6 protein-coding genes are annotated in these 4,712 nt (G+C 49.0%); 4 read left to right on the top strand and 2 right to left on the bottom strand.

What is annotated here, in order from left to right; all coding sequences use genetic code 11:
* On the top strand, positions 1-1,073 hold a 1,073-nt coding region (locus WG8_RS05560; protein ID WP_007429135.1), incomplete at its 5' end, for an MFS transporter.
* Here the strand turns inward: WG8_RS05560 and WG8_RS05555 are convergent.
* Entirely contained in the window at positions 1,074-1,940 is an 867-nt protein-coding gene (locus WG8_RS05555) for an EcsC family protein (protein WP_007429134.1), read from the bottom strand.
* 159 nt (positions 1,941-2,099) lie between these two features.
* Here WG8_RS05555 and WG8_RS05550 point away from each other — a divergent pair, with 159 nt between their 5' ends.
* A complete protein-coding gene (locus WG8_RS05550; RefSeq protein ID WP_007429133.1) occupies positions 2,100-2,618 on the top strand; it encodes a GNAT family N-acetyltransferase in 519 nt (172 codons plus the stop codon).
* Between the two features lie 53 nt (positions 2,619-2,671).
* Here WG8_RS05550 and WG8_RS05545 read toward each other — a convergent pair whose 3' ends face one another.
* Positions 2,672-3,100 carry an Lrp/AsnC family transcriptional regulator gene (locus tag WG8_RS05545; RefSeq protein WP_007429132.1) on the bottom strand — a complete coding sequence of 143 codons (429 nt, stop codon included), beginning with the start codon at positions 3,098-3,100 and terminating at the stop codon, positions 2,672-2,674.
* 159 nt (positions 3,101-3,259) lie between these two features.
* Here WG8_RS05545 and WG8_RS05540 point away from each other — a divergent pair, with 159 nt between their 5' ends.
* Together WG8_RS05540 and WG8_RS28040 are read left to right on the top strand one after the other, a co-directional pair.
* Positions 3,260-4,012 (top strand): MBL fold metallo-hydrolase, encoded by a 753-nt coding sequence (locus tag WG8_RS05540; protein ID WP_007429131.1) that lies wholly within the window; start codon positions 3,260-3,262, stop codon positions 4,010-4,012.
* A gap of 124 nt (positions 4,013-4,136) precedes the next feature.
* The coding region (locus WG8_RS28040) for an SDR family oxidoreductase (RefSeq protein ID WP_007429130.1) at positions 4,137-4,712 on the top strand (576 nt) is incomplete at its 3' end.

The following is a 4,712-nucleotide window of genomic DNA, read 5'->3' as shown; positions in this document are numbered from 1 at the left end:
GCTGGATTTCATTCGCCATTAATTTTACAGCCTCCATCATGCAGCCGGTGATTGGCTTGTTTTCGGACAAGAGACCTACGCCTGCAATCCTGCCCATCGGTATGGGCTTTACACTGACAGGTATGCTGCTCCTTGCCTATGCCCCGGATTACAAAGCGGTGCTGCTCGCGGTTATCTTCGTCGGTCTGGGCTCAGCCGCCTTTCACCCGGAAGGCTCGCGGGTATCCCATATGGCGGCCGGATCACGCCGCGGGCTGGCCCAATCCATTTTCCAGGTTGGCGGCAATGCAGGCCAGTCACTGGCACCGATGCTTACGAGCTGGATTTTTATCCCGTTGGGACAATTTGGCGCCATCTGGTTCACAGGTATTGCGGCAGCCGGGATTGTGGTCCAATCGTTCATCGCCCGCTGGTATGGCAACGTTCTGCGTACAGAAGGCATTGCACGTAAAAAAGCGGTGGCACGCCGTATGAAGCCCGAAGTACGCAACCGCATTATGTTTGCCATGATTGTCCTCATTCTACTGGTATTTGTCCGTTCGTGGTATTCGACCTCGGTCGGAAGCTACTATGCGTTTTACCTGATGGAAGTGTTTAAAATGCCACTGGCTGATGCACAGCTGTATATTTTCCTGTTCCTCGGAGCTGGTGCGCTAGGCACCTTCTTTGGCGGACCGCTGGGGGATCGGTTTGGCAAACGGAACATGATTTTCCTGTCCATGGTACTGGCCGCGCCTCTTGCACTGTTGCTGCCTTATGCCAACCAATTCTGGACTGCGATCCTGTTGCCAATTATCGGTTTTATCATGCTGTCAAGCTTCTCCATTACCGTTGTATACGCGCAGATGCTCGTGCCCGGCAAAATCGGAACGGTGTCCGGTCTGATCACGGGCCTCGCTTTTGGCCTTGGCGGAGTGGGAGCGCTGGTGCTCGGCAACTGGATCGACAAGTTAGGCATCACGAACATCATGTTCCTGTGTGGCTTTTTGCCGCTGCTCGGCATTTTGACCTTCCTGCTGCCTACAGATAAAACCCTGAACCGCTGGGCCGAGGAAAATGGAGCCGAAGTGTAATCAATTTTTGGCTTCGGCCAAACGCATCAGAATACGACGCTTTTTGTACAACATTTTACCTGCTTCAGCTACGTCACGAATCGCGCTTCGATTGGCGATGGAGCCAAACAGAATACCCGCAATCGGGACCATCTGAAGCAGCTTTTTCCAGCCAAACTGGTCGCGGTACGTATTTACGACTTCTCTCCATCCCTGCATCTGGGAAAAGACCTGTGCCTGACGTGAAGGATCATCAAACAGGGCCAGTTCCTCCAGCACAGCCTTTTTTCCCACGATGTCGGATGAAGCGAATTGCATACATTTAATGATAAATATGCGTTCCTGCTTATCATCGGGATTGAAGCCGTAGCATAGCGCCATTTCCTGCAGTACTTTGAGCGACAGGCCGAGCAAAATAGGAATATCCGCCGCGACGGTAAATACACCGCCAATTCCTGTCGTTGCTCCCTGAGCGGTGGCAAAGGTAACACGACCTGATATTATTTCGTCGGCGGTCTGATCCATGATCGTGAGCGGCAGCTCGGCCGACTGCTTTAGCCCCCATGCCGATTCAGAACTGTGGTCCAAATCAGTGCCATTTTGCCGAGTGATATGTTCACGAGCCGTCTGTTTCAGCTTGTTTAGCACGGTTTCTTCTTTCACCAAATATTTGCCGCCGTTTTGAATGAAGCTTCCCAGCTCGTTAAGCAGTTGCTCCAGCTTGTCTTTAATGATTTTAGGCGTCAGTCGATCCAGCAGCATAAAAGGCCATCTGCCGATTTTTTCCCAGAAAAAAATGTCCTTTTGCTCTTTCTCCCACGCCTCAATAGTATTCAGCTCATGACGCAATAGGTCCTGACTTTCACGGTATGGTACAACCTGCTTCATAGAAGTACACGTCTCCTTTTAGCCATGCTTGTTTATGTATGGGTATTACGTAAGTGAGGTGCGTTCGGGTTTCTCTTTTTGTACATTTTTTAGTTCAGCTTTGTATAGCCCATGAGATGTTATAGTATGTTAAAAATATGTACAGATTGGAGTGTAAGCATGAATAAACCCACATACACCTCACAGTCTGCTTCTACCACTGGCGTAGAGCTTGTCCCTTATCAGTGTAAGCATGATGCCATTTTACATACGTTTTATTTGCCTGAGGATCAGCGGCAGTTTACCGGAATGCCGGATGAAATGCTGGCACTGGCCAAGCAAGATCCGCACCGCCATCCTGTCGTCATTACGGCTGCCGGAAGACCGGTGGGATTTTTTATTTTATACGATGGAGAGGAGCTAGCGGACTATACGAATGCTTCCGAGGCTCTATTACTGCGTGCTTTCTCAATTCATTATGCAGATCAAGGACAAGGGTACGCCAAGCATGGGCTGCTTCAATTGCCCCAATATATCTCCAAACACTTCCCAAATGTTCGCGAAGTCGTACTGGGTGTCAATGCCCGTAACCACCCTGCTCAAAAACTCTACCTCACATGTGGCTTTCAAGATGAGGGCGACACCAGGATGGGCTCACACGGATTGCAGCATATTTTAAAAATGAGCCTGCATCACTAACCACTATGCGTCCTCACCAAAACAAAAAGCTCCCCTAGCAACGGGAGCTTGTATCATTTGATTTCTCCTAACGAAAAGCTTAGTTTGTAATTGCCGTATTGCGTCAGTTCATCCAGCATGGCATTAAGCTCTGACTGTGATGACATGCGCAAGCGCATCCAGTAACAGCCCTCACCACTGACCCGATGAATCTCAACAATAGAGGGATGCTTCCGTGCAAAAGCCAGGAAAGTACTATGAACGGTTCCCGAATTCAAAAATACCGTAATAAAAGCATGAATCGTCTGCCCCATTTTTTCAGGGTTCCAGCGTATAGTATAGCCTTCGATGATGCCTGCATCCTCCATTTTCCGAACACGCGCTCCTACCGCTTGGCCCGTAAGATGAACAAGCAGACCAATCTCCTTGTGCGATAAAGAGCTGTCCTCAATCAGATGATGAAGAATACGCAGGTCAATCTCATCGGGCACAAATAGTTCCATAGCCATTTTCCTTTCATCATGAAACGAGATTTCTTGTTTTCCTTTCAGCAGACCATAGCCTGCATCTTTTGCGTCAGATATGATTGTAACAGAAACAACGAACCGCCGAACATATCCGGCTAAAAAATCTATCGACTATACCAAAGGAGCTATCAATATATGAAAATCACACTGATCCGCAATGCGACTCTATGGCTAGAATATGGTGGAGTAAAATTTCTGATCGACCCGATGCTGAGCGAGCCTGGCGTAAATCCGCCTATTCCGAATACGGCGAATGATCGTCGCAATCCGCTGGTTCCCTTGCCTCCACAATGGGAAACGCTCGGACAGCCTGACGTTGTGATCGTTACGCATTTGCACCCGGATCATTGGGACCCGGCGGCAGTACAATGGCTGGACAAGCAAATTCCCGTCTTCTGTCAGCCCGGTAATGAAGAGCAAATTGCTGCTGACGGTTTTACACAGGTGAATCCGATTTGGATGGTTGGATCTATGGGAGAAATCGAGATCATCCGCACAACAGGACATCATGGTACCGGAGAAATCGGGGAGCAGATGGGACCCGTATCAGGCTTTGTGTTTCAAGCTCCTGGTGAGCCTGTCGTCTATTTGGCCGGGGATACCATCTGGTGCAGTGAAGTTGCGAAAACACTGGACGAATACCGTCCTGATTGGACAATTGTGAACGCTGGAGGAGCGCGTTTTACAGTGGGTGATCCCATCATTATGACTGCCCATGATGTGACGACGGTAGCGCAGCACGCCCCTTATACACAAGTCGTGGCTATCCACATGGAAGCCATCAATCATTGTCTGCTAACTCGCTCCGAGCTTGCGGAACATATCAACCGTGAAGGTTTGGGGGAGCGTGTCCATATTCCGGCGGATGGAGCGACGATTTCGGGATAATTTGTGATTTGAGCACGACTCGCAGTTAACGGAAGCTGCCTGCTTACAGGAAACCGTCGCGAGTCACCGTTTGCGCCCATTTCGAATATATTGGATTTCAAAACGCCCAAAAAAGGAGATTACAATGAATTGGCAGTATCCTAATTACGGTACAGAAACCCAATGTAAAGAAGTTCCGATTGCTTTTCCTCCCCAGCATCAATACAGACAACCGGGGTTGGAATATCTGATGGTTCCACGCCCTATTTTTGATAATCCAAAATATATCGGCACTGGAAAGCTTCAGGATCGGGTAGCGATCATTAGCGGCGGTGATAGCGGTATTGGTCGTGCGGTTGCTGTGGCTTTTGCCAAAGAAGGGGCCGATCTGGTTATTGCCTATCTCGATGAGCATCGGGATGCGATGGAAACCCGCGATGTGATTCACAAGCTCGGCAGGCGTTGTTTGTTAATTCCAGGCGATCTGAGGCTAAAAAGCAACTGCTGTCTGGTTGTCCAACAAACGATGGAAACCTTCGGACGTATCGATATCCTCATTAACAACATGGGGGTTCAGTTTATACGAGAATTGTATCTGGATATCAGCGAGCAGCAGCTGCGTGATACGTTTGATACAAATATTATTTCCTTCTTTTATATGACATCAGCAGCACTGCCATATATGCGAGCTGGAGCCAGCATTGTTAATACAGCTTCGGTT

Source organism: Paenibacillus sp. Aloe-11 (assembly GCF_000245715.1).
Classification (GTDB): domain Bacteria; phylum Bacillota; class Bacilli; order Paenibacillales; family Paenibacillaceae; genus Paenibacillus; species Paenibacillus kribbensis.
Note: the sequence above shows the minus strand (reverse complement) of the source record. Positions and strands in the feature narration are given on the sequence as shown.

Excerpts from the sequence above, each read along its gene's own strand:
- WG8_RS05555 (WP_007429134.1), bottom strand. The coding sequence starts at position 1,940 with ATGAAGCAGGTTGTACCATACCGTGAAAGTCAGGACCTATTGCGTCAT.
- WG8_RS05550 (WP_007429133.1), top strand. The coding sequence starts at position 2,100 with ATGAATAAACCCACATACACCTCACAGTCTGCTTCTACCACTGGCGTA.
- WG8_RS05545 (WP_007429132.1), bottom strand. The coding sequence starts at position 3,100 with ATGGAACTATTTGTGCCCGATGAGATTGACCTGCGTATTCTTCATCAT.
- WG8_RS05540 (WP_007429131.1), top strand. The coding sequence starts at position 3,260 with ATGAAAATCACACTGATCCGCAATGCGACTCTATGGCTAGAATATGGT.